The 22,814-nt window shown below is 39.5% G+C and carries 23 protein-coding genes; 12 read left to right on the top strand and 11 right to left on the bottom strand.

Translation table 11 applies throughout. From position 1 onward, the window contains the following. Positions 1-24: 24 nt before the first annotated feature. Genes creD through xrtN form a run of 3 tightly spaced genes read left to right on the top strand, consistent with a single transcriptional unit; the run spans position 25 to position 5,285 of the window. Positions 25-1,398, top strand: coding sequence for a cell envelope integrity protein CreD (gene creD / locus ATK78_RS18395; RefSeq protein ID WP_133577586.1), 1,374 nt, complete (start codon positions 25-27; stop codon positions 1,396-1,398). Then, positions 1,395-3,974, top strand: a complete 2,580-nt coding sequence (locus ATK78_RS18400; RefSeq protein ID WP_133577587.1) for an XrtN system VIT domain-containing protein — start codon at positions 1,395-1,397, stop codon at positions 3,972-3,974. Before creD ends, ATK78_RS18400 begins: the two co-directional genes overlap by 4 nt. Before the next feature lie 3 nt (positions 3,975-3,977). Further along, the gene (gene xrtN, locus ATK78_RS18405) at positions 3,978-5,285 is read left to right on the top strand and encodes an exosortase N (protein ID WP_133577588.1); all 1,308 of its coding nucleotides are present in this window, start codon (positions 3,978-3,980) and stop codon (positions 5,283-5,285) included. On the opposite strand, the gene ATK78_RS18410 is transcribed toward xrtN, so the two are convergent. From ATK78_RS18410 to ATK78_RS18440, 7 genes are all read right to left on the bottom strand, one after another. Further along, positions 5,256-6,701, bottom strand: coding sequence for a M28 family peptidase (locus ATK78_RS18410; protein ID WP_133577589.1), 1,446 nt, complete (start codon positions 6,699-6,701; stop codon positions 5,256-5,258). The genes xrtN and ATK78_RS18410 overlap by 30 nt on opposite strands. Positions 6,702-6,775: 74 nt before the next feature. Beyond that, positions 6,776-7,747 (bottom strand): polyprenyl synthetase family protein, encoded by a 972-nt coding sequence (locus ATK78_RS18415; protein ID WP_133577590.1) that lies wholly within the window; start codon positions 7,745-7,747, stop codon positions 6,776-6,778. A gap of 65 nt (positions 7,748-7,812) precedes the next feature. Next, positions 7,813-9,231 carry an MBL fold metallo-hydrolase gene (locus ATK78_RS18420; protein WP_243732570.1) on the bottom strand — a complete coding sequence of 473 codons (1,419 nt, stop codon included), beginning with the start codon at positions 9,229-9,231 and terminating at the stop codon, positions 7,813-7,815. A 58-nt stretch (positions 9,232-9,289) separates the two neighbouring features. Then, the gene (locus ATK78_RS18425) at positions 9,290-10,306 is read right to left on the bottom strand and encodes an asparaginase (RefSeq protein WP_133577591.1); all 1,017 of its coding nucleotides are present in this window, start codon (positions 10,304-10,306) and stop codon (positions 9,290-9,292) included. A gap of 3 nt (positions 10,307-10,309) precedes the next feature. Then, positions 10,310-11,077: a TatD family hydrolase gene (locus tag ATK78_RS18430; protein ID WP_133577592.1), complete on the bottom strand. Its 768-nt coding sequence runs from the start codon at positions 11,075-11,077 to the stop codon at positions 10,310-10,312. Between the two features lie 87 nt (positions 11,078-11,164). Continuing rightward, positions 11,165-12,163, bottom strand: a complete 999-nt coding sequence (locus ATK78_RS18435) for an FKBP-type peptidyl-prolyl cis-trans isomerase (protein ID WP_133577593.1) — start codon at positions 12,161-12,163, stop codon at positions 11,165-11,167. 59 nt (positions 12,164-12,222) lie between these two features. After that, positions 12,223-13,233: a DHH family phosphoesterase gene (locus ATK78_RS18440; protein ID WP_133577594.1), complete on the bottom strand. Its 1,011-nt coding sequence runs from the start codon at positions 13,231-13,233 to the stop codon at positions 12,223-12,225. 112 nt (positions 13,234-13,345) lie between these two features. Here ATK78_RS18440 and ATK78_RS18445 point away from each other — a divergent pair, with 112 nt between their 5' ends. From ATK78_RS18445 to ATK78_RS18455, 3 genes are all read left to right on the top strand, one after another. Continuing rightward, complete coding sequence (locus ATK78_RS18445) at positions 13,346-13,765, top strand: nucleoside-diphosphate kinase (protein ID WP_133577595.1); 420 nt, start codon at positions 13,346-13,348, stop codon at positions 13,763-13,765. Positions 13,766-13,870: 105 nt separating this feature from the next. Further along, positions 13,871-14,608 (top strand): FKBP-type peptidyl-prolyl cis-trans isomerase, encoded by a 738-nt coding sequence (locus ATK78_RS18450; protein WP_133577596.1) that lies wholly within the window; start codon positions 13,871-13,873, stop codon positions 14,606-14,608. Positions 14,609-14,659: 51 nt separating this feature from the next. After that, the gene (locus ATK78_RS18455) at positions 14,660-14,839 is read left to right on the top strand and encodes a hypothetical protein (protein WP_133577597.1); all 180 of its coding nucleotides are present in this window, start codon (positions 14,660-14,662) and stop codon (positions 14,837-14,839) included. Between the two features lie 2 nt (positions 14,840-14,841). On the opposite strand, the gene ATK78_RS18460 is transcribed toward ATK78_RS18455, so the two are convergent. Together ATK78_RS18460 and recF are read right to left on the bottom strand one after the other, a co-directional pair. Continuing rightward, on the bottom strand, positions 14,842-15,132 hold the full coding sequence (locus ATK78_RS18460; protein ID WP_133577598.1) for a DUF721 domain-containing protein: 291 nt from the start codon (positions 15,130-15,132) through the stop codon (positions 14,842-14,844). After that, entirely contained in the window at positions 15,125-16,228 is a 1,104-nt protein-coding gene (gene recF / locus ATK78_RS18465; RefSeq protein ID WP_133577599.1) for a DNA replication/repair protein RecF, read from the bottom strand. The genes ATK78_RS18460 and recF overlap by 8 nt, the downstream gene beginning before the upstream one ends. A 199-nt stretch (positions 16,229-16,427) precedes the next feature. Here recF and ATK78_RS18470 point away from each other — a divergent pair, with 199 nt between their 5' ends. From ATK78_RS18470 to ytxJ, 3 genes are all read left to right on the top strand, one after another. Continuing rightward, positions 16,428-17,096, top strand: coding sequence for a tetratricopeptide repeat protein (locus tag ATK78_RS18470; RefSeq protein ID WP_133577600.1), 669 nt, complete (start codon positions 16,428-16,430; stop codon positions 17,094-17,096). Between the two features lie 814 nt (positions 17,097-17,910). Continuing rightward, complete coding sequence (ribH, locus tag ATK78_RS18475) at positions 17,911-18,402, top strand: 6,7-dimethyl-8-ribityllumazine synthase (protein WP_133577601.1); 492 nt, start codon at positions 17,911-17,913, stop codon at positions 18,400-18,402. Between the two features lie 259 nt (positions 18,403-18,661). Further along, positions 18,662-18,994, top strand: a complete 333-nt coding sequence (gene ytxJ / locus ATK78_RS18480) for a bacillithiol system redox-active protein YtxJ (RefSeq protein WP_133577602.1) — start codon at positions 18,662-18,664, stop codon at positions 18,992-18,994. Here ytxJ and ATK78_RS18485 read toward each other — a convergent pair. After that, positions 18,984-19,388 carry an OsmC family protein gene (locus tag ATK78_RS18485; RefSeq protein WP_133577603.1) on the bottom strand — a complete coding sequence of 135 codons (405 nt, stop codon included), beginning with the start codon at positions 19,386-19,388 and terminating at the stop codon, positions 18,984-18,986. The two genes, ytxJ and ATK78_RS18485, sit on opposite strands and share 11 nt — an antisense overlap. A gap of 137 nt (positions 19,389-19,525) precedes the next feature. Between ATK78_RS18485 and lipA the strand changes: the two genes are divergently transcribed. The 3 genes from lipA to ATK78_RS18500 all read left to right on the top strand — a co-directional run bounded on the left by lipA (position 19,526) and on the right by ATK78_RS18500 (position 21,867). Continuing rightward, positions 19,526-20,404: a lipoyl synthase gene (gene lipA, locus ATK78_RS18490; protein ID WP_133577604.1), complete on the top strand. Its 879-nt coding sequence runs from the start codon at positions 19,526-19,528 to the stop codon at positions 20,402-20,404. A gap of 67 nt (positions 20,405-20,471) precedes the next feature. Beyond that, the gene (locus ATK78_RS18495; RefSeq protein ID WP_133577605.1) at positions 20,472-21,023 is read left to right on the top strand and encodes an RNA polymerase sigma factor; all 552 of its coding nucleotides are present in this window, start codon (positions 20,472-20,474) and stop codon (positions 21,021-21,023) included. A 1-nt stretch (position 21,024) separates the two neighbouring features. Beyond that, complete coding sequence (locus ATK78_RS18500) at positions 21,025-21,867, top strand: anti-sigma factor (RefSeq protein ID WP_133577606.1); 843 nt, start codon at positions 21,025-21,027, stop codon at positions 21,865-21,867. Between the two features lie 5 nt (positions 21,868-21,872). On the opposite strand, the gene ATK78_RS18505 is transcribed toward ATK78_RS18500, so the two are convergent. Next, positions 21,873-22,805, bottom strand: coding sequence for an NAD(P)H-hydrate dehydratase (locus ATK78_RS18505; RefSeq protein WP_133577607.1), 933 nt, complete (start codon positions 22,803-22,805; stop codon positions 21,873-21,875). Positions 22,806-22,814: the final 9 nt, after the last annotated feature.

The raw sequence follows: 22,814 nt of genomic DNA on the forward strand, positions 1-22,814 counted from the left end.
AAAGTACTTTTAAAACAAATAAAAATGGACCCATTTCAAATACCACAGCAAAAATCATTGGCCAATCAGATCCAGGACTCTGTAGCCTTAAAGCTTTTCTTAATAGGCGCACTAACCCTCCTGCTGCTTATTCCATCATCATGGATACAAATGATTATTTCAGAACGGGAAGAACGACAAAATGAGGCAACAACAGAAATTACAGAGAAATGGTCAGGAGCCCAGCTTATTGAAAGCCCGGTTATGCAGCTGCCGTATAAAACAGTTACAAAAACAACGGATAACAATGGAAAGATAACTTTTAAGGATGAAAATTCTACCATCTACATTCTTCCGGAGAACCTGGTGATTAAAAGCCAGGTTAAACCAGAAATTCTCCATAGGGGAATATTTGACGCAGTAGTTTACAATACTAAAATTAGTATCCAAGGTCAGTTTAGTAAGCTTGAACTTAAAAAATCAGGCATTAATCCAGATCAGGTTTCCTGGGATAAAGTAAAGATCATCGCCGGATTAAGTGATTTTAAAGGATTAAAAAACAGTCCCATCATTAAACTAGGAGATTCTATATATACGGCAGAACCAGACTTTGCTTCAGAAAATCTATTTGAAAATAGTTTGGCCACGCAGACAAACCTAAGCGCAACCAGGAATACATCTATTCATTTTGACTACAGCCTGGATCTAAGGGGCAGTGACGAACTCAACTTTCTTCACCTTGGCAAGAACACATCAGTAAATGTTCAGGGAGACTGGAATAATCCAAGCTTTACAGGCAACTACCTGCCTGAACACCGGGAAATTAAAGAAAAGCAATTTACGGGAACCTGGAAAATGTCTAACTTTAACAGACCCTTCCCGCAGCAATGGAATAGCACAGGCAACGCTTTTACGAGTCAAAATCAGGTAAAGGCTACATTTGGCATTAAGTTCCTTTTACCCGTTGATCAGTATCAGAAAACGATGCGGTCAGCCAAATACGGGGTGCTGATCATCCTGTTAAGCTTCATATCGCTTTTCTTTATCGAACTACTCAACAAGATCAGTGTAAACTTACTACAGTACGTATTAATCGGGGCAGCAATGATCATTTATTACGGCTTGCTGTTATCCTTCACAGAGCAGATTGGCTTTACCATAGCCTACATCATTGCGTCGCTGGCAACCATAATATTGGTTAGTTCATTTATAGCAGCATATCTGAGAAACAAAAAGGCGGCTATCGCTTTCTCGCTAATACTAAGCATCTTCTACTGCTTCATCTATGTCATCATCCAGCTACAGGATCTGGCGTTATTATTTGGAAGCATAGGTCTGTTCATTACCGTTGCAGGGCTGATGTATTTTTCTGTTAAGATCAACTGGAACAAAAATCAAACAACCCCTGTACAATCATGAAAAACCTACTCTCCGACCTCAAGTCCGATACATTCCGACTAAGCGGCATCATTGCCATAATTGCATCGGCACTTGTATTTTTGATCACCAGCATGTATAAAAACAATGATGACTCAAACATGCTTATATTTTGTTTCAGCTTCATCGTTACACTGAGCTATACCGTCGCGCTGATTATAAGAACATTCTCCGTGCATCGCTGGAAATTGTCAAAATCAAGACAAGAATATGTGGTACTAATGTTGGTGCTGTGGTTTATCAGCGCATTTTCACTAAACCAGGAAATGAACATTTTTGACAATTCTACCAATTGGTTGTCTTGTTATATATGTATCGCCTGTTCAGCACTTGTACTCACAACTGTGCAGCAGCAGCTTCCTGTATATGTAAGGCATATCCTTAGTTTTATACTTGGCGCATCTCTAATCCTGTTTATGTATTATGCCATTTATTTAATTCCTTTCTATCTGTTAAGCCTGGTGGCAGCCATTTTTTTCGGACTCTCGCTCCACCTTCTTATTCCACTTTTTTTAACCATACTAACACTGGTCATTGCAATCAGATCAGTGAAAGAAATACCAGCACTAAAATATCCCTTTGCACTCGGCGTAATGCTCCCTTTAATCATCTGTACGGGGTTTACCATGAAATGGAACCAGACCAACAAAATGATATCACAAACCATTAATCACAATACCCTAAATGAAAGCAAACTGCCAACCTGGGTACTAATTAGCCAGCAAGTACCAAAATCAGCCCTTACAGAAAAAATAATGAAGGCAGGATTGGTTTATACCATTCCAGATCGTACAGGAAATTGGTTTTGGGGTGATTTTGGAGGAACAAGTTTTGATGAGCCCAAACAGCATGATCCCCTGGTATATATAGCAAGCCTGTTAACGAAAGAGCAAAATCTTTATGAATACGACCGGATCAGGATCCTCAAATCCATGTACGACTCCAGACATCCTGCACAAGAAAGGCTCTGGTCCGGAGAGAATCTCGAAACAGCGTCTGTAGTAAGCAACATTAAGATCTATCCCGAATACAGGATGGCTTACACAGAAAAAACATTAAGTATCCGTAATAAAAGCCACCGCAGATGGCGTTCAGAAGAAGAGGCAATTTATACCTTTCACCTGTCAGAAGGCGCTGTAGTCAGCTCACTCTCCTTATGGATCAATGGAGTAGAACAAAAAGCACGCTTAACAACAAAGGGCAAGGCAGACACGGCATATAAAACTATTGTAGGTGTAGAATCGAGAGATCCATCAGTAATTCACTGGCAGGAAGGAAATACCGTAAGTGTAAGGGTATTTCCATGTAACACAGAAGAAAACAGGAAATTCAGGATCGGTATTACCAGCCCATTAAAAAAAACCGGCAGTACCTTAAGCTATGAGAACCCTTATTTTAACGGCCCTGCATCTACACACGCACAGGAAACCATTCAGTTATCGCTCTCAACGCTCTCGACGCTCTCGGCGTTCTCAACGTTCTCAACGTTCTCCTCAACGCGGGCATTATCGTCCGGCACACCAACATCATTAGATACAGAATTTGAATTCAAAAACAACAAGCCATTAGTGATAGACAGGGATTACATAGACAAATGGAACCTTTCATTCCAGAGCGTACCGCTATCAAACCGCTCCTTTTCGTTTAACGGTTCGAGCTATAGGCTTAAAGAAGCTTCAACAATAAATGCAGCCTTTAAGCCAGAAAAAATTTACCTCGACATCAATAGTTCCTGGAGCCAGGAAGAGTTAAATACCATTTGGGAAACTATAAAAGATCAAAAAGTATATGCGTATACCGATCACCTGGTCCAGGTTAACAAAGACAATTTAGAAGGTATTTACCAGGATCTGCATGTATTGAACTTTAGTCTGTTTCCTTTCTTTGAGATCACTGAGCCAGGCACAGCACTACTGATCACTAAGGGAAGTGACAATTCCCCAAATTTAAGCGACCTGGAGAATAGCGTTTTTCAGAAAAATACATCGGCATATTTAGCCAGGGCCACTCCATTGCACGTATACAATATTGGAACACAGCTCAACCCCTATTTAAAAACGCTGAAAGAATTTGGTGTGTTCAAATACAACGAAGGAGACTTAAACCAACTGGCATTACAGCTCCAAAAAAGATCATTTCCCTTGCTCCAGGAACAACCCAGCGTTCTTACCCTGGAAAGTGCTCAAATGGCAATAGAAAAAACACCGGGGATACTGCCAAATGAAGCGCCAGATCATTTATTACGCCTGTATGCTTATAATGACATCCTGAAAAAAGTTGGCCCGACTTACTTTAACAAGGATTACGTGAATGACGAACTCTTAAAAACCGCTGGCGAAGCATATATCGTATCGCCAATGTCCAGTTTAATCGTTCTTGAAACCCTAAAAGATTATGACAGGTTTGGCATTGAAGAAAGTAAAAACAGCCTGCAAAATGCCTCCTTTAAATCATCAGGTGAGGCGCCAGAACCACATGAATGGATGTTAATGGCATTAACAGCAGCAATCCTGCTTTATTATCTGTACCAATCAAAACACAAGATCAAATACACCTAACCTATGAATATTATAAGATCAATAATTTGCCTGGTGTACCTAATTATCGGATTAATACTGCTCAAATTCTATTTAACCTGGAACATTAGCTTAATTATTGGTCTTATTATGATCCCATTTGTTTGCAGGGTAGAAAAAGGGGTGTTGTCAACCCGCTTTATAATCCCGGCACTGGTATTTGCAGTACTTGCAATCTTTATCTCAGCTAAATCAACGGTATTCTTTGCATTACTATTTACCTCATTATTACTATTCGAAAGTTTCAAGGGAAAAATCAGCCTGACCTTCTTTTTTGTCATCGTATTGATCTCTCCCTTATTTAAGTTCTTTAGTGATACGCTCAGCTTCCCGCTCAGGTTATGGTTAAGCGACATTGTTGCTAAAACCATAGCCCTTGGTGGGAGTTATTCAGAATCAGCAGGAAATATCATAAAAATAGACGGTTATGATTTCTACATCGACCAGGCATGTGCAGGGTTAAACATGCTCAATATCTCTTTATTGATAGCCATCTTCATCCTTTCCTTTTATCAAAAGAAATTGAACGCATCGTTATCCTTCTTCGGAATAGTATCCGTAATGACAGGCACATTTCTGTTAAACCTCATTTCAAATTACTTTAGAATACTCCTTATTGTACTCTTCAAAATTATGCCTGGAACAGCCATGCATGATCTTGTAGGGATCTTTAGCCTGTTCGTTTATGTAATTTTACCGTTAACGCTACTTACAGAACCCGTAATTAAAAAATTTGGCAAAGTACAAATCCCTGAAAACAAAGAAAGGCAGTACCGTGGATTCAAACCAGAGTTTAAGATCCCAGCAGTACATCTGCTCCTGTTTATATCCATCATGTACAGCGCTATAACCTACAAAACACGGCTATACAGCTATCCCAATGAAAAAAGCTTAACCTTAGAGGGCTTTCAAAAGACCATTCTGGATAGTAAAGTTTTAAAATTTGAAAACTCAAAAGCCCTGATCTACATGAAGCCATCGGTGTTCTATTCTCCGGAACACAACCCCATGATCTGCTGGACAGGGAGTGGATATGAGTTTAAATTCATAAAAAAAGAGTTTTGTAAAGGAAAAGAGATCTACACCGGAACTTTAGTAAAAGGAACCGATAAGCTGTATGCATCCTGGTGGTTTGACAATGGAAAAATAAAAACCATAGATCAAATAAACTGGAGATGGAACAGCGCTAAAGGCAGCAACTTTTATCTCATAAACGTAACTGCAGCTAAAAAATCTGATCTGAAAAGAATTACAGAAGAGCTTTTACCATCTCCATTCGCCGGCAATCTTTAACGGAACCTCCAGGTTGTTTTCCTGCAAGAAATCTTTCAATGCCACCTCGCTAAACCGTGTAATGGGAATAGTAGCTGTATTTGCAAGTGCATAGGTAAGCATAGCACTGTAGCGGACCGTATTTTTAATTCCTTGTTCATCAACCAGCTTAAATACATCTCCGTCAGAATGATAATAGGGTCCGGAGTTATTTGGCAGTTTTCCACCAGCACCCCCACCGGTAGGAATACCCTGCAGCATAAAAGGCTGGTGATCACTATGCAGTGAGGCACCTACGGAAAACATATTTTTAAACCCCGTGTCCAGCTTAACGATCTGACTTCCCCATGCGGTAAACAGATCCTTCATTTCATTCCTGCTGGTCGAGAAGCCTTTCGGATCATTGGTCATATCGTAGTTTAGCATAAACCGCACTTTATCCAGATCATTTGAATGTTTCGCTGCTTCAACATACGCCTTAGAACCTAGTAAACCCTGCTCTTCGCCCATAAAAAGAACAAACTCAACCGTACGCTTAGTACTCAGATTTAGCGCCTTAAAAGTCCTGGCCATATCTATAATTGCAAAAGAACCAATTCCATTGTCAATTGCTCCGGTAGCAAGGTCCCAGCTGTCCAGGTGGCCGCCAACAACAATCTTTTCATTGGGATAGGCAGTACCTTTTAAAGTCGCAATTACATTTCGTGCTTTTATAGCACCAGAGAAATTGGTCATATTTAGGTTAGCAAACATCTTTTGTGTTTTTAGACGCTCTTTAAACCGCATACCGTTCTCTAACCCGATACATACTGCTGGTATAGGAATCAGTTTACCAGTAACAGAAGCCGTACCGGTAAGCAATACGCCGCCTTTAACCCCATTGATAATGATAATCCCAGAGGCACCATATTTTGTGGCAATTGATGCTTTTTCAGAACGGTGTAAAGATGGGGTACCAGCAGGAGATCCCGGAAGTACACCCAAATAGACAAGGGCAATCTTACCCTTTACCAGATCCGGGTTCTTTACATAATCTTCCTCTAAGCCATTGCCCATATCAACCATCTCAGCAGTTACATTTGCTTTAACCGGAGAATGGGCCAACGTTACAGAAGTTATCTTTAAGAGTGAATCAACAGAAGATCCTATTTTTGTTTCATTGGTTAAACGGCTCCAGCTTTCTACTTCAAAAGGTTGAAATTTAACATCGTAACCATAAGATTTAAGTAGTTTATAAGCGTAGTCTTCTGCTTTAGCGCCATTAGCAGACCCGGTTAAACGATGTCCAATAGTTTCTGTGGCCGACTTTAAATTGGAATATGCTTTTGAATTTGACTGAACATCTGCATTGATCTTGTTAAAGACAACACTAAAATCATCCTGCGCAGCAGCATTAAGAACAAAACAGCAGGCAAACAAAACAAATAAGGCTTTCATAAAGATATTTTTTATGAAAATAGGCTTTTTAGACAGATAAACATAGGTTGTTATGCAACAAATGTATGATTAACCTATTTTTTACGCTCGGTGGTGTACCGAACAAGCTGTTCTAAGCCAGTTCTGGCATCGCCAGGCTCAAAACTGTATAAAATATCAAAAGCTTCCTGTTGATATTGAAGCATTTTTTCGTTGGCGTAATGAACACCTTCTTTTTCATTCACAAAGTCGATGATTTCCTGAATTTTGGCAGGCTCATCCTGATGGTTCTTAACCAGGTTAATGATTCGCTTCTTTTCAGATTTCTCAGCCCGGTTCAGCGCATAGATTAATGGGAGTGTAACCTTCTTTTCTTTAATATCTATACCTAAAGGCTTACCCACATCATCAGTACCGAAATCAAACGTATCATCTTTAATCTGAAAGGCAATTCCAACCTTTTCACCAAACAACCGCATTTTCTCTACAGTTTCTTCATCAGCACCAGCAGATGCGGCTCCGCATGCACAGCAGGAAGCGATTAATGAAGCTGTTTTTTGCCGGATCACATCAAAGTAAAGCTCTTCACTGATATCCATCCGTCTAACCTTTTCAATCTGTAGCAGCTCACCCTCGCTCATTTGTTTCACCGCTTCAGAAACGATCTGTAGTAAGCGAAACTCACCATTATTTACAGATAGCAGCAAACCTTTTGCCAGCAGATAGTCGCCAACCAATACCGCTATTTTGTTTTTCCATAAGGCATTGATAGAGAAAAACCCACGTCTTTCATACGCGTTATCCACAACATCATCATGAACCAGTGTGGCTGTATGAAGCAATTCTACCAGGGCAGCACCACGGTGGGTAGATTCAATGATACCACCACAAAGTTTAGCTGCAAAAAAAACAAACATCGGACGGATCTGCTTTCCTTTCCTTTTTACAATATAATGTGTAATCCGGTCCAGTAAAGGCGCATCACTATGCATTGAGGCTTTGAACTTTTCTTCAAAGACATCTATATCTGCAGCTATGGGTAGTTTTATCTGATTTATTCCTGGCATTTCAGGTAAAAAAATGTGTGTGCAAACATAAATTAAATTCCTTTAAATGCACACGGTTGTAAAAATTAAACCTTCATTGCTTTTGACGGACATGCAAAGTCTGTTCTTTTTAAATCGGTAGCTTTAAGCGTTCCGTATCCACCTGCGATATCAATTACATGATCCACACCTCTTGCTTTAAGAATAGAAGCGGCAACCATAGAACGGTATCCACCAGCGCAGTGGATATAATAAGTATCATTTGGATTAATCTCGTTTGTCCAGTCGTTGATGTAGTCCAGCGGACGGGCAAGGGTAAATTCAAGATGCTCGGCCTCATATTCACCGGGCTTCCTTACATCAAGAACATGAACATCCGGATTGGCGTTAAAAACCGCTTCAAATTCAGTGGCTGGTATAGATTTAACGGTGTCTACCTCTTTACCGGCAGCAAGCCAGCTGTCAATGCCACCATCCAGATAACCGATAGTGCTGTCATAGCCAACCCGTGCTAAACGGGTAATTGCTTCTTCTTCTTTACCACTTTCAACAATCAGTAGCAGCGGTTGCTGAAGATCGGTTACCAATGCACCAACCCAAGGGGCAAACTGACCATTAAGACCAATATTAACAGACGATGGGATAAAACCAGCAGCAAAAACCTGCGGGTCTCTTGTATCCAGGATCAAGGCTCCAGTTTGGTTGGCCATCGCTTCAAAATCAACCGGAGACAATGGATTCAATCCCTTCTCATAAACATCATCAAAACGCTCGTATCCGTTTTTATTCATTGCTGCATTCTTTGCAAAATATTGAGGAGGAGGAAGAATGCCATCAGTAACCTCTTTTATAAATTGTGCTTTAGTAGCAGCTTTAAGTGCATAATTAACTTGTTTCTGATTACCTAACGTATCAAAAGTTTCTTTACTCATATTCTTACCACAGGCAGAACCGGCACCATGTGCAGGGTATACCAAAACATCATCCGGTAAGGTTAAGATCTTATCATGTAAAGAGTCATATAAGGTACCGGCCATATCCTCTACAGTCAGCGTACCTTTCTGGGCCAGATCGGGCCGGCCTACATCACCAATAAACAAAGTGTCGCCGCTAAAGATGCAGTAGGGCTTACCATCTTTATCCGTCAGTAAATAGGTAGTAGATTCTGGCGTATGACCAGGAGTATGCAGCGCAGTAATGGTTAGATCGCCCACCTTAAATTGCTCCCCATCAGCAGCGATGTGAGCTTTAAAAGAGGTACTTGCCGTTGGGCCGTAGACGATTTCCGCACCAGATTTTTCTGCCAGATCGATGTGGCCTGACACGAAATCAGCATGAAAATGCGTTTCAAAAATGTACTTAATGCGTGCATTATCCTTACTTGCTTTTTTAAGATAAGGACTTACTTCACGCAATGGATCTATAATTGCAGCTTCACCATTACTTTCTATGTAATAGGCGGCTTCTGCTAAACAACCCGTATAAATTTGCTCTATATTCATCATAACAGCACAAAACTAAGATTATAATCCCGGTGTAGAAATGTAAAATACAACTTTTACCTTAAGCAGTTAATTCTCCCCTTAAAGATTGCTCCAAAAGCCGTTCTACATCTTTCTTTTCCAATCCCTGTCCCATTAAGTACATCAGTTTCGTAGTGGTCGCCTCAAAGGTCATATCGTATCCGCTAACAACACCCATTTGCTGCAGCTTTCTGCTCGTTTGGTACATACCAAGTTCTACAGAACCCCGCTGGCATTGGGTAATGTCCACAATGATCTTATCCTGCGCGATCGCTTCTTTCAGGCAATCGATAAACCACTCCGCAGTGCTTGTATTTCCAGAACCGAATGTTTCCAGGATAATCGCATCAACCGGTGAGTGGGTAATGGCCTTTACCGCTTGTGGTGAAATACCCGGGTACAATTTTAAAACCCCTATGTTCGGGTTCAGCGTTAAATGTACAATTAGCCGATCAGATGGCTGTGGCAAAATGTAATTGCTAAAAAAAGAAAGGGTTACACCGGCTTCTCCCAGGATCGGATAATTTGGCGACCGAAAAGCTTCAAATTTTTCAGAATTGTATTTAATAGACCGGTTACCTCTAAACAACTGGTAATCGAAATAGATACACACTTCGGGAATCATTGCTTTCCCTTCATTTTTTGTAGCTGCAATTTCTAATGCAGTGATCAGGTTCTCTTTAGCATCTGTTCTGATCTCCCCTATTGGAAGCTGCGAACCGGTAAGCACCACAGGCTTACTCAGGTTTTCCAGCATAAAGCTTAACGCAGAAGCAGTAAAAGCCATAGTATCAGAACCATGTAAGATCACAAAACCATCAAAATCGTCGTATTTACTGGAGATCAGCTGGGCAAGCTCTGCCCAAATTTCCGGGGTCATATTGGAAGAATCCAGAATGGGATCAAAAGAATACACATCCAGATCATAATTTAAACGGTCCAGCTCAGGTACATTCTGACGGATCTGTTTAAAATCAAAGGGGATCAATGCACCCGTCTTTGGATCATTAACCATCCCAATTGTTCCACCGGTATAAATAATGAGTATTTTAGTCATTCATTAAACGTTAAAAATACGGATAGAGTTGGCTGTAGTTACCGATGCAATCTCTTCCAGGTCTACCTGATAAATATCTGCTAGCTTCTCTGCAATATAAACCAGGTAACTGCTCTCATTCGGCTTACCTCTAAACGGCAATGGGGCTAAATAAGGAGAATCTGTTTCCAGTACGAGGTTGGCCAACGGAATGCTTTTTAAAACTTCGTCCAAACCAGCGTTCTTATAGGTAACCACACCGCCAATGCCCAGGTAAAAGCCCAGATCAATTGCTTTTTGCGCCTGTTCCAGATTTCCTGTAAAACAATGCAGAATGCCTCTGAGCTTTTCGTCCTTTTCCTTTTCTAATACTTCAAACACTTCATCAAAGGCTTCCCTGCAGTGAATTACAATAGGAAGATCAAGATCCTTGGCCCAATTGATCTGCTCAGTAAACGCGGTCTTTTGAAAATCAAGCGTGGTTTTATCCCAGTGCAGGTCAATCCCAATCTCTCCGATCGCATAGATCTGCCGGTCCATCAAACTCTCGCATATTTCATCCAGAACAAGTTCATAATCCTCCTTCACATCACAAGGATGTAACCCGGCCATGGCAAAACAATTTTCCGGATATTTACTAACCAGGTGATCAATTTTAGCTATGGAAGCGATGTCTACATTGGGCAAAAACAACCGTTCTACCTTATTGTCAAAGCAGCGCTGCATCAGCAAGGCTTGTTTTTCCTCATCTGTCTCGTAATACAGATGGGTGTGGGTGTCCGTTAAAACCATAAGCGAAGTTAACAAAAAACCCTGTCCGGCATATATACCGGACAGGGTTTTTATTTTATCTCTGACCAAGGTCAGAAAGAAGAATTACTATTTAACAGGGGCAGTAGGAACCGGTGGTGCAACTGGTGCAGCAGGAACGCCTGTAGGTTTTTTAATATCAACAATCTCAACTTCGAATGACAATGGAGAGAAAGGGGCAATTTTACCCTGAGGGTTTCCACTTTCACCGTAAGCCAATAAAGAAGGGATGATCAGGTGAATTTTACCACCTTTACCAATTAACTGGATACCTTCATCAAATCCAGGAATTGCAGCACCAAGCGTAAATGCACGTGGAACATACTGAGCCATTGGATTGTGAATTTTAGCAGCTTTAGCTATTTTCTCATCAGTAGTATCAAATATACGCTCAGAACCGTCGCTGGCTTTAGTCAGAAGTTTACCAGTATATTTCAACATTAAGGTATCACCTAAAACTGCTTTTTGAGCACTTCCCGGAGTAATGATCACATATTGTAAGCCAGAAGCTGTAGTTTGGGTTTTCAATTTATTATCATCAACAAAAGTTTTGATCTTTCCAGCTTCAGCGCCTTTAATTTTAGCGATGTTATCAGTATAGTCTTTTTGGAAAAACTCCTGAGCTTTTTTCTGGAATGTTGAGTCAGCTTCATTAGCCGCTTTTTTCAATACTTTTTCTACTTTAACTGTAAATACCAGGTAGGTATCTTTTCCTGCGGTAGGAGGTTTAGGCTGACCAGAATATTTAGCCATTGTATCCAGGTTCAATTTAAAAGTTGCACTATCACCTTCACCAAAAAGGTAAAGAACATCATTCATATCACCTGCGTAAACTTTTTTACCAACTGGAAAGATCTGTGCCTGATCAATGTCATAAGTACTGAACATGATCGAATCTCTTTCATTTTTTTGGGTAAAGTTTAATTTAACGATATCACCCTCTTTAATTTTTTCGTTTCCACCATCTTTGTGGATCTGATACATCAAACCTCCTGGTCCTTTTTTGTAGTTGTTACAAGCAGCTAATCCAAGTGTTGCCGCGAAAAGAATTATTATACCTTTTTTCATGTGGTTATTTTATTTTTTTGTCGTTTTATATATTTTTTTAATTGTACTTAAGAGGCTGTTTACTGCAGCAGCTGTGTTTTATATTCGGTTAATATTGATTTAAATTCATTACGGGTATCTTCTAAGTTTTTGTCAGAAGCACCACCAGCAGCATTCCTGTGCCCACCGCCGTTAAAGTATTTCTTACAAATTTCGTTTGCAGGAAAATCCCCGGTAGAGCGCAAAGATAATTTAACTTTATCAGTTCTTTCAATAATAAATGCAGCCAGTCTTATTCCGTTTACAGAAAGTGCATAATTCACAATTCCCTCTGTATCACCCGTAGCCACGTTATATTCTCTCAATTCTTCTTTAGTTACGGATATAATTGCCGTATTAAACTCTCTCAGTATCTCTAATTTGTTACTCAGGCAATGTCCTAAAAACCTCAAACGGTTTTCAGTGGCATTATCATATACCAACTGGTGTATCTTCCAATGTTCTGCACCAAGATCAATCAGTTCAGCACCAATCCGGTACACTGCAGACGTTGCAGAAGGAAAGCGGAAAGAACCAGAATCGGTCATGATACCGGTGTACAAACAAGTCGCAATGTCTTTATTCATCATCGCACCATCTTTCAGCTCATTTACAATAAAATCATAAACCAACTGAGCGGCGGCGCAAGCATTGATATTCCAGTGACGGTAGTCGTCAAAATCTTCAGGTTCAAGGTGATGGTCGATCATGATCTTATACGCATCAGAAGCCCGAACCAATTCACCAAGTTCATTGATCCTGCTCAGCGTATTAAAGTCCAAACAAAAGATGATTGCTGCATCAGCAACTAATGCGGCAGACTGATCAGGTTGATCAGTATAAATGATCACATCAGAATTATTAGGAAGCCAATGCAAAAAGTAAGGGTAATCCGTTGGCGTGATCACTTTAACATGATGCCCCAATTGGATCAGGTATGCATACAAACCTAAAGATGAGCCCATCGCATCACCGTCCGGTTTATGGTGCGTAGTGATAACAATTTTCTGCGGCGTAGCCAGCAACGACTTTAATTCTGAAATTGACAACATAATTTTCGGTGCAAAGCTAATAATTTAATGATAAATTGAGGCCTAATATATTTCAAGCTTTAATATTAACAGTATAAAACGTAATTTTGCAAAAAAATCGAAATAAAATAAGATGAGTACAAACAGAACTTTTACCATGATTAAGCCAGATGCAGTTGCAAACGGGCATATTGGCGCAATCATAAATGATATTACTGCAGCTGGATTTAAAATCATTGCATTAAAATATACAAAACTAACTGACGAAACTGCAGGTAAGTTTTATGAGATCCACAAAGCACGTCCTTTTTATGCAGACCTGGTAAGCTTCATGTCTTCAGGACCAATCGTTGCCGCTATCCTTGAAAAAGATAATGCAGTGGAAGATTTCAGAACCCTAATCGGAGCAACCAACCCTGCAGATGCTGCTGAAGGTACTATCCGTCAAAAATATGCGAAATCAATTGATGCAAATGCAGTTCACGGATCTGATTCTGATGAAAATGCAGCTATCGAAGGCGATTTCTTCTTTACTGCTGCTGAACGCTTTTAGTAAACAACACCTACTGACAATGGTCAGCTGTTAACATAAAATAAGCACCCCAAAAGGTGCTTATTTTTTTATTTAGTTTGTACCTTTCCAAACAAATTTATACAAATGAAGAAGATCATCATTACATTTTTATTGCCTCTATGTGCTGTTGTTGCCGTAGCACAAACTAAAAAAACGGCAACAACAACAAAAAAGACGGTTACTACAAAGGCTAAAACACCTGTAAAACCACTGCCTGTGTTTAAAAGCACACTGGATTCTGCAAGTTATTCATTGGGATTAACAATGGCCGGCCGAATGAAATCAGATGGATTAACTACACTAAATTATCCACTACTGATGCGTGGCTTACAAGATGCGCTGGAGAGTAAAACCCCTTTGCTTAATGAAGAACGCGGACAACAGGCAATTAACAATTTATTTGGTGGTATAGCCAAGCAAAAATTTGCACCCAATATTGCTGAAGGTAAAACGTTCCTGGAAAACAACAAAAAACAAGCTGGCGTAAAGGTTACTGCAAGCGGCATCCAGTATGTGGTATTGGCAGAAGGAACCGGAATTAAACCAGTAGCTACAGATACCGTATTGGTACATTACAAAGGCACCTTACTAAACGGAAAGCAATTTGACAGTTCTTACGACCGTGGAGAGCCGCTATCACTTCCTTTAAACCGCGTAATAACCGGATGGACAGAAGGTATGCAGCTCATGTCAACCGGTTCAAAATACAAATTCTTTATTCCATATAACCTGGCATACGGAGAACGTGGTGCAGGAGCGGACATTCCTCCTTACAGTACCTTAATATTTGAAATCGAACTATTAAAAGTAAACGGGAAGTAAAATCTGCAAACCATTATTATAATTTTTTGTTAAAGAATAAAAACAAACATTATGATGATCAAAAGATATTTCCCACTGGCAATTATTGCGTTCCTATCTACTACACTGGCAAGTTGTGAACTTGTTGAAGGCATATTTAAAGCCGGCTTCTGGACGGCAATTGTAGTAGTAGTGGTAGTTGTAGCACTAATAATTTGGCTGGTTAGTAAAGTTTTTGGTGGAAGAAGCTAATCTTATAGAAATATAATATCTGTAATCACTTCAGTACCGGCTCGTTCATTAATTTTTTGGATGATGCCGGTTCTGACCATCAATAATTCATTTTTAATTACGGATGATTCTACCCGGATAAACAATTTGTTGTGGGCAATATAGATTTGAGTAGTTCTGTTGGCAACAGCATTCCCCATCAGTTCGGGCCAAAATGCAATAACGGCAGTTTCATCGAACCTGCCTTTTAGCTTATATACTTTAAGCATTTTACCAATCCCTTCTTTTAAGGTAATGTCGTTCGGTTTACGCATGATTTACTGATCCATTATTTACTTCAAACAAAGTTACGGGCACATTAATTTTACTGAATACAGCGAGAACGCGCTCCTTTCCGGTATCTGTGATGAAGATCTGGCCAAAATCCTGATCAGAAACCATCTCCATCAACTTCCGTACGCGGTTATCGTCCAGCTTATCAAAAATGTCATCCAGTAATAAAAGCGGTTTAAATCCCTTATATTTCTGAAGATAAGCATATTGTGCCAGTTTCAATGCAATTAAAAAAGATTTCTGCTGTCCCTGCGATCCAAACTTCTTTAAAGGCATCTCTGTAATGGTAAACACAAGATCATCCTTATGAATTCCTGTAGTTGTTCTTTCTAAAACCTTATCCTTTTCTATAGATTGCGCCAGCAGGTGTTCAAACGCAGTATCTTTAAGCTGGCTCAGGTATTGCAGGCTTACCTGTTCATGATCATCTGTAATAAACTGGTAATGCTTATCAAATAGCGGAATAAACTCCAGCATAAACTGCTGTCTTTTTGCAAAGATCTTAATTCCGGATTGCACCAGCTGTTCATTATAAATTTCTAACAGCATGGGATCATAGCTTCTTGTAACTGCTATTTGTTTCAGTAAGGCATTGCGGTTTAGCAGGTGTTTATTGTACAAAATAAGTTCGTCCAGGTAATGCGAATCTGTTTGTGAGATCACATTATCCATAAAACGCCTGCGCTCTTCGCTCCCATCCATAATAATGTTGGTATCATATGGAGAGATCATCACCAGTGGGAACAAGCCAATGTGGCTGGCCAGCTTATCGTATTCTTTTTTATTCCGCTTAAACTGCTTTTTCTGATTTCTTTTTAAACCGCAGGTAATCTTCTCGTTCTTTTCCTTGCGGTCAAAATCGCCCTGTATTAGAAAAAGATCCTCAGAAGTTTTAATTTGCTGGCTATCTATTGGATTAAAATACCCTTTACATAAGCACAGGTAATGAATTGCATCAAGCAAATTCGTTTTCCCGGCCCCATTATTACCTACAAAAGCATTAACTGTTTTAGAGAAACTAATATTTGCGTCTGTATAGTTTTTAAAATTAAGAAGTGTAATGTTTTTTAACCACATATATCTGTTTCAAAGTTACCGTTTACCTTTGTTAAATCAGATGGCTTTATCCTATTTATTTAACGGCAGGTCCTGATTATAGAAGCTCTGCACGCTTCTATTTAACGGTCAGATCATTAAAGTTTGTTTAAATACTAAAAAAGGGTTGATACTTTGATGTAAAAATGTATTTTTGCAATCCTTAATTTTTTTAAATAAAATGTCCACAACAGAAAAAGAAATAAATGTACAGGTAAAGAAGGGTTCTTTTTTACAAGAAAATTCGAAAAGCCTTTTGTTCATTGCAGGTGCTATTGTAGCCCTTATTGGAATTTACTTCTGGTACCAAAATGTGTACTTAAAAGGCAGGGCAGAAGAAGCTGCAGCTAAAATGTACAAAGCAGAGCAATTTCTTGGTGTAGATTCACTAGCAAATAAAGCAATAAACGGAGAAGGTGGTTTTCCTGGATTTGAAGCAATTGCAGATGAGTATGCAAATACAAAATCAGCAAACCTTGCTAATCTTTATTTAGGTGGTATCTATTTACGTAAAGGAGAATACAAAAAAGCAATTGAGTCTTTAGGTAAATATTCTGAAACAGGAAGTGTAGTTGCAGATCCATTGGCTTTAGGTCTTTTAGGTGATGCGTACAGCGAATTAAAAGACTACAAACAAGCAGCTACTTACTATAAAAAAGCAGCAGATAAAGCAAGCAACAAATTTACATCACCAATGTTCCTAAAAAAATTGGGCTTGGTAAATGAAACGCTGAAAGATTTTAAGGATGCTGAAGATGCATACACAAAGATCAAAACACAATATCCTGAAAGCCAGGAAGCAACCATGATCGATGAGTACATTGCCCGTGCAGCTGCGCAAGTAAAGTAATTATTAAAATATATTTTAAAAGGGAGATGCCAGCTAGGCACCTCCCTTTTTTTATGCAACATACGTTACGAGATATATAAGAACATAAAATCAGAAGGCACGGTACAGGCACCTGAAACTGCATTGTTAACTTTGGTATTGACACAACTAAAAGGAGTAATCCTATTTCCTGAAAGGATCGAAGCCGGAAAAAAATATTTAAAACGTTTAAATAATAAAGCAGCAATTTAATCCTGCCTGGCTTGCATTTAAAAGAATATCAATTGACATTCTTTCTTCCATAAAAACTTTATGGATCCTGAAAGGTTAACCGGGTTTTAATTTGAGAATAACCCCTAACCTGACAGCACCTTTTAAGAGCAACTGTTCGCTAAGCGTCTAATATGGCTTCGGTCAGGCACTAATTATACTCCGTATTTTGTATTGCTTTTGTTTGGGTATTGTATTGCTCTGCTATTGCTTTAGCAATACAAAACACGTAGAATGGCCATATTTGATACAAATAACATTGATTTCTTTAGTATTTCCTGACCTGCCCCTCATTGGTTCCGGTAGCGGCCCTTTCAGGCACCACCTTGCAGCGTATCCCTGCCAGCATAAAGGCCCTAAAAAAAGAAACACGGTCAGAAATTAATCCGACACGTGTTTGCCACCCCTGCTCCCCTATCTTTAATATTTTTAAATTATGCCCTGCGTCATAATAAGACAAAGATAAAAACTCTTTTCATATTGCGGTAATAAAATACCGCAATAAATGATTTTTTATTAACACAAACATCATTTTCATTCGTTAAATTTTATCTAAGTTTGCAGCATGGCAACACAATTAAAAAACCTATCTGATTTTTCTCATACCTCAGTACCTGATGGTGCTGCTTATAAAATAGCCATTGCCGTAGCAGAATGGAATGCAGAAATTACTGGAAGCCTATATAACGGAGCGCTTGAAACTTTAACTAAACATGGTGTTGCTGCAGAAAATATTTTATCTATTGCGGTACCCGGAAGTTTTGAACTAACCAGCGCAGCTGATCTGCTGTTACAAAAACACAAAGATCTTGATGCTGTAATTTGTTTGGGATGTGTGATTCAGGGAGATACTAAACATTTTGATTTTATTTGTGATGCCGTAGCTAACGGAGTTACCCAGGTGAGCATTAAATACAGCAAACCGGTAATATTTGGCGTATTAACTACAAATGATTTACAGCAGGCAATTGACAGAGCTGGCGGTAAACATGGCAATAAAGGCGACGAAGCGGCAATAACAGCATTAAAAATGGCTCATCTTTCTGCAACTATTTAATATTATTTGAATAGTTAATCAAATGTTGTAGATTAGTGCAGAAATATTTCATAATATCATACAGATGAAAAAAGTAGCAATCTTACTGATTGGCGTGTTTTTTGCCATAACTATTCTAGAAGCATGCTCTAGCCGTCTTTGCCCTGCATATAGTTCATATCCGGAAGGCAAAAAAAGAAGAGGTTAAAGCGCTATAGCGTGAAAACGTTAGCGTTGAGTGCGTTAAAGCGCATGCTCAATACAATTTAGAAAGATAGTCATGCAGTGGAAAAACATAACTGATTTAAATCAAATCAGCGACATACAAAACCAAACCGGTTATAGCCTGATTTTTAAACACAGCACCCGTTGCTCTGTAAGCATGATGGCTAAAAAACGCTTTGAGCTTGATTGGGAAGCAATTCCTGAAAATACGTCCTTGTATTTTTTAGACCTCATCAGCTACCGCGACATCTCTGCCAAAATAGCCGAAACCTTCCAGGTACACCACGAATCACCTCAGATCTTATTGATCAAGGATGGCGATTGTGTGCTGGATGCTTCTCACAGTGATATCTCTGCAGAAGAAGTGGCCGAGGTTATCAATAATTAAAAGAAACCGTTTTCTTGATATCCGGATGCAGACTGTAAGCTACCGGACAGGTATTTGCAGACCGCTCAATGATTTTCTTGTCTTTATCAGAATATGAATTGGCAGGGAACTGAAAGTTTACCACAATCTCTGAAACTCTTCTTGGGTTTTCTGCCATGATCTTTGTAATCTCGCAAGTAGTACCATTTATATTAAAACCATGCTCATTTGCAGCAATGCCTACAATGGTCAGCATGCAATTCCCCAATGAAGTAGCCAAAAGATCGGTTGGCGAAAAAGCCTCTCCTTTACCCTTATTATCTACCGGAGCATCTGTTATGATCTCATTTCCAGAACGCTCATGTATCGAAGTAGTCCTTAAACCACCGTTGTATGTAATTTTAGATGTAGCCATTTTATTTATATTTATTATGAGCAAGATTACCAAAATTCTTCATCAAATACAACCAGCTCCGGCACCGTTTAATAACATTACATCATTCAAACATTTGATTTTTATAACAATTGAAACCTATTGCTTAACTTTGCCATATGATCGCACTTCCGGTTGTTTCAGAAAACCCAGTACAACGTAAACCAGATTGGCTTAGAGTTAAGCTTCCTGTTGGTAAAGAATATGCACAAGTGCGCAGCCTTGTAGATACACATAAGCTCCACACCATTTGTGAAAGCGGCAATTGTCCCAATATGGGCGAATGCTGGGGTGCTGGTACAGCTACCTTCATGATCCTTGGAAATATATGTACCCGTTCCTGCTCTTTCTGTGCAGTTGCCACAGGCAGGCCGCTTGCCGTAGATACAGATGAACCCAACCGGGTTGCCAATTCTGTTAAACTGATGCAGGTTAAGCATTGTGTAATCACATCGGTAGACCGGGATGATCTTAAAGATGGTGGTTCAATCATATGGGCCGAAACCTTACAAGCCATACGCAGAGAAAGTCCGGATACTACACTGGAAACATTAATCCCAGACTTTAGAGGAATTTGGGATAACCTGTACCGTGTTCTGGAAGAAAGACCTGAAGTGATGTCCCATAATGTTGAAACCGTTAGACGCCTAACGAAACAAGTACGTATACAGGCAAAATATGACCGTAGCCTGGAGTGTCTTAAACGCATCTCTGAGTTTGGACTAAGAACTAAAACAGGTATCATGTTAGGCCTTGGCGAAACAGAAGACGATGTTTTGGAAGCAATGGACGATCTTGTTGAAAATGGGGTACATATTCTTACATTGGGTCAGTATTTACAACCAACACGCAATCACCATCCTGTGGTTGACTGGATCCACCCTGATCAATTCGCTAAATACAAAGAGATTGGATTAGCCAAAGGATTAAAATATGTGGAAAGCGGCCCTTTAGTCCGTTCTTCATACCACGCAGAAAAGCATCTATTCGACTTTTAGCATCTTAAACAACAAAAAATTGAAATGTACTTTTATCTTGTCCTAGTTTCTGTATATTAGCGATACATTGGCACCAACAAAGAAAATATCACTACCAGAAGAAGAGCTAGTACGTAAACTTAAAAGTAAGGATACTACTGCTATCGAGGCACTATACAACATGTATTCAGCTGCCTTACTTGGAATCATATCACGCATTATTCAGCACGATGAAATTGCTGAAGATCTGCTGCAGGAAACTTTTATAAGGATCTGGAACTCTTCAGATAGTTACGACAATTCAAAAGGACGCTTGTTTACCTGGATGATGAACATTGCACGTAACATCTCTATAGACAAATTACGTTCTAAAGACTTTAGAAATGCAAACAAAAACCAAGGAATAGAAAATAACGTAGATTTCATTGACGCACAAAGGGAGATTACTTTTAATGCTGATACACTCGGTCTAAAGGACATGGTAACAGCACTTAAACCAGAATTCAAAATTGTATTAGATATGGTATATTTTAAAGGATATACCCACGTTGAAGCGGCAGAGGAGTTAGAATTACCATTGGGTACTGTAAAAACACGTATCCGAATGGCGATCATAGAGTTAAGAAAGCATTTTAATTAAAGTGGAAGAACCAAGAAATTATATCGAATCGGGCATACTTGAACAATACGTTCTGGATCAGTTAAGTGATCAGGAAAAAGTAAAGGTCGAAGAGATGGCAGAAAAATTTCCTGAAATAAAACAGGAAATTGCAGATATCGAGTTCTTCTTAGAAAAATATGCAACCCACCATGCTGTTTCTCCATCAAATAACCTGGAAGATAAAATTCTGGTTAAACTCAGAGAAGCCAACATCACCACAAGCCATCTTCCTAAAAAAGAAGCACATATTGTAAAGCTTAACCCAAACGAAGATCAATCAAAGATCAGGAACCTTAGGATTATGCTTGCAGCAAGCATTGCGCTACTAATCCCTGCTTGTATTGCGCTTTATTCTGCACACAATGAACTTGGCCTTGCCAAAGATCAGATTGCAAGCTTAAGCCTGGATAAGGAGAAATTTACAAGTACAGTAAGTCAGATCACTAAAGATAATTCTTACCTGAACCAGCTTCTTGAAATGAAGCAGGATCCAAATTGGAAAACAGTAAACCTGGCAAGTACAAAATCTGATGCCCAGTCAAAGATGACTGTTTATTGGCACACCACAGGTAAACAGGTGATGATGGACAATTCTAAAATGTCTTTGCCAGCAAATGATTCGACACATCAATACCAGCTTTGGGCACTTGTTAATGGTAAACCCGTTGATTTGGGTGTGTTTGATGTTAAACCTGATACCACTCAGATTTTAATAGCCATGAAAGATATTAGTTCTGCCAATGCTTTTGCAGTTTCTCTGGAGAAACGTGGTGGTAATGTTACGCCTACCGGCGATCAAATCTTACTAATGGGTGGCGTTTAACGCAATTACCTGTTTAAAATACGTCTTACTGTTTTAGGAATCTGCATGGCTATCTTAGAAGCTGTTACATTAAAGTAGCGTGCTGCAAGCTCGTCTCCAGCTTTACCATGAAAATAACAAGCCAATACTGCTGCGTCTTTTGAGGTATGGCCCTGAGCTATATATGCGGTTATTAATCCTGTTAGCACATCTCCCATTCCACCCTGTGCCATTGCAGGATTACCTGTTGGATTGATGAATACCGATCCTTGTTCATCTATGATAAACGTATACTGGTTTTTTAGTACAATCACGATCTGCATTTCCCTGGCCTTTGTAACCGCAGTCTCTAACCTGCTCTCCCAATTTTTATGTTCACCAAACAAGTGATCAAATTCTTTTAAATGTGGGGTTAAAATACTGTGTGGTAGAATATTTGAAAGCAGATCTGTCCTGCTGGATAAGATATTTAAAGCATCGGCATCCAGGATCAGTGCCCTTTTAGCTTTTAACAGTTGTTCTAAAATTTTTTCTGCTTGCTTATCTTTACCAATTCCCGGCCCGATGGCAATGGCGTTGTATTTATCTGTTGCATCTTTTTTAATGAGGCCCAGAGCATCCCGGTCCAGGTACATAACTTCAGGCAATGAAGTATTTAAAGCCGTTAAACCGCTTTCCGGAATGGAAAGCGTAGTTAATCCTGCCCCGCCATACAGGCATCCCTTTGCAGAAAGTAAAGCCGCCCCCATGGTTTCCGCAGCTCCGGCAACGATAAGTGCATGACCATACGTACCTTTATGAGAAAAATCAGCTCTTGGTTTTAGTAATTTTAAAATATCGGAGCCTTCAACTAAAGCATATGCAGAAGTATTTTTACCACCGCCTTTATCCATTCCTTTTTCCACCTTCTGCTGCTTACTTTTGGTATCCGGATCAGGTAGAAAAGAACTTAAATACATAGCCGTTAA

This window comes from Pedobacter metabolipauper, from assembly GCF_004362715.1.
Lineage (GTDB): Bacteria > Bacteroidota > Bacteroidia > Sphingobacteriales > Sphingobacteriaceae > Pedobacter > Pedobacter metabolipauper.

What these genes read in the sequence shown, in the direction of transcription:
- ATK78_RS18460 (WP_133577598.1), bottom strand. Translation starts at nt 15,132, where the DNA reads ATGCGTAAACCGAACGACATTACCTTAAAAGAAGGGATTGGTAAAATG.
- ribH (WP_133577601.1), top strand. Translation starts at nt 17,911, where the DNA reads ATGGCAACACAATTAAAAAACCTATCTGATTTTTCTCATACCTCAGTA.
- ATK78_RS18470 (WP_133577600.1), top strand. Translation starts at nt 16,428, where the DNA reads ATGTCCACAACAGAAAAAGAAATAAATGTACAGGTAAAGAAGGGTTCT.
- ATK78_RS18485 (WP_133577603.1), bottom strand. Translation starts at nt 19,388, where the DNA reads ATGGCTACATCTAAAATTACATACAACGGTGGTTTAAGGACTACTTCG.
- creD (WP_133577586.1), top strand. Translation starts at nt 25, where the DNA reads ATGGACCCATTTCAAATACCACAGCAAAAATCATTGGCCAATCAGATC.
- ATK78_RS18430 (WP_133577592.1), bottom strand. Translation starts at nt 11,077, where the DNA reads ATGGTTTTAACGGACACCCACACCCATCTGTATTACGAGACAGATGAG.
- ATK78_RS18435 (WP_133577593.1), bottom strand. Translation starts at nt 12,163, where the DNA reads ATGAAAAAAGGTATAATAATTCTTTTCGCGGCAACACTTGGATTAGCT.
- ATK78_RS18410 (WP_133577589.1), bottom strand. Translation starts at nt 6,701, where the DNA reads ATGAAAGCCTTATTTGTTTTGTTTGCCTGCTGTTTTGTTCTTAATGCT.
- ATK78_RS18445 (WP_133577595.1), top strand. Translation starts at nt 13,346, where the DNA reads ATGAGTACAAACAGAACTTTTACCATGATTAAGCCAGATGCAGTTGCA.
- lipA (WP_133577604.1), top strand. Translation starts at nt 19,526, where the DNA reads ATGATCGCACTTCCGGTTGTTTCAGAAAACCCAGTACAACGTAAACCA.
- recF (WP_133577599.1), bottom strand. Translation starts at nt 16,228, where the DNA reads ATGTGGTTAAAAAACATTACACTTCTTAATTTTAAAAACTATACAGAC.
- ATK78_RS18505 (WP_133577607.1), bottom strand. Translation starts at nt 22,805, where the DNA reads ATGTATTTAAGTTCTTTTCTACCTGATCCGGATACCAAAAGTAAGCAG.
- ATK78_RS18440 (WP_133577594.1), bottom strand. Translation starts at nt 13,233, where the DNA reads ATGTTGTCAATTTCAGAATTAAAGTCGTTGCTGGCTACGCCGCAGAAA.
- xrtN (WP_133577588.1), top strand. Translation starts at nt 3,978, where the DNA reads ATGAATATTATAAGATCAATAATTTGCCTGGTGTACCTAATTATCGGA.
- ATK78_RS18425 (WP_133577591.1), bottom strand. Translation starts at nt 10,306, where the DNA reads ATGACTAAAATACTCATTATTTATACCGGTGGAACAATTGGGATGGTT.
- ATK78_RS18455 (WP_133577597.1), top strand. Translation starts at nt 14,660, where the DNA reads ATGATGATCAAAAGATATTTCCCACTGGCAATTATTGCGTTCCTATCT.
- ATK78_RS18400 (WP_133577587.1), top strand. Translation starts at nt 1,395, where the DNA reads ATGAAAAACCTACTCTCCGACCTCAAGTCCGATACATTCCGACTAAGC.
- ATK78_RS18415 (WP_133577590.1), bottom strand. Translation starts at nt 7,747, where the DNA reads ATGCCAGGAATAAATCAGATAAAACTACCCATAGCTGCAGATATAGAT.
- ytxJ (WP_133577602.1), top strand. Translation starts at nt 18,662, where the DNA reads ATGCAGTGGAAAAACATAACTGATTTAAATCAAATCAGCGACATACAA.
- ATK78_RS18420 (WP_243732570.1), bottom strand. Translation starts at nt 9,231, where the DNA reads ATGATGAATATAGAGCAAATTTATACGGGTTGTTTAGCAGAAGCCGCC.
- ATK78_RS18450 (WP_133577596.1), top strand. Translation starts at nt 13,871, where the DNA reads ATGAAGAAGATCATCATTACATTTTTATTGCCTCTATGTGCTGTTGTT.